This window comes from Oleiphilus sp. HI0117, from assembly GCF_001635235.1.
Genome location: NZ_LWGA01000395.1, coordinates 1 through 544, shown reverse-complemented (window position 1 = coordinate 544; position 544 = coordinate 1). Strand labels below are relative to the sequence as shown.

Here is a 544-nt window from a genome sequence, read left to right as displayed (position 1 = left end):
GAAGTGAATGGTATCGTGAAGGTCGTGTGCCTCTACATACATTGCGTGCAGACGTTGATTACTCAACGCATGAGGCAAATACCACTTACGGCATTATTGGCGTTAAAGTTTGGATCTTCAAGGGCGAGATTCTGGGTGGTATCGAACAGGTACGTGCTGAGAAGAAAGCTACCAAGAAGAAAGCTGCTAAGTAAGGGGCCAAGTAATGCTACAACCAAAACGTACCAAATTTAGAAAAATGCAGAAAGGCCGTAACCGCGGTCTGGCTCAGCGCGGTGCAAAGATAAGCTTCGGCGAATATGGTCTTAAGTGTACCGATCGCGGGCGTATTACTGCACGACAGATTGAGGCGGCTCGTCGTACGATCTCTCGAAAAGTTAAGCGTGGTGGTAAGATCTGGATCCGAATTTTTCCTGACAAGCCGATTACGCAAAAGCCTTTAGAAGTTCGTCAAGGTAAAGGTAAAGGTAGTGTTGAATATTGGGTTGCCCAGGTTCAGCCAGGTCGAGTTTTATTCGAAATTGAAGGTGTGCCGGAAGAGCTG

1 protein-coding gene and 1 pseudogene are annotated in these 544 nt (G+C 47.1%); both read left to right on the top strand.

All coding sequences use genetic code 11. The features are described from left to right. Window positions 1-194 (top strand): annotated as a pseudogene (locus tag A3757_RS04685) (30S ribosomal protein S3); the annotation flags it as partial. Between the two features lie 11 nt (window positions 195-205). Then, the coding region (rplP, locus tag A3757_RS04680; protein WP_068739231.1) for a 50S ribosomal protein L16 at window positions 206-544 on the top strand (339 nt) is incomplete at its 3' end.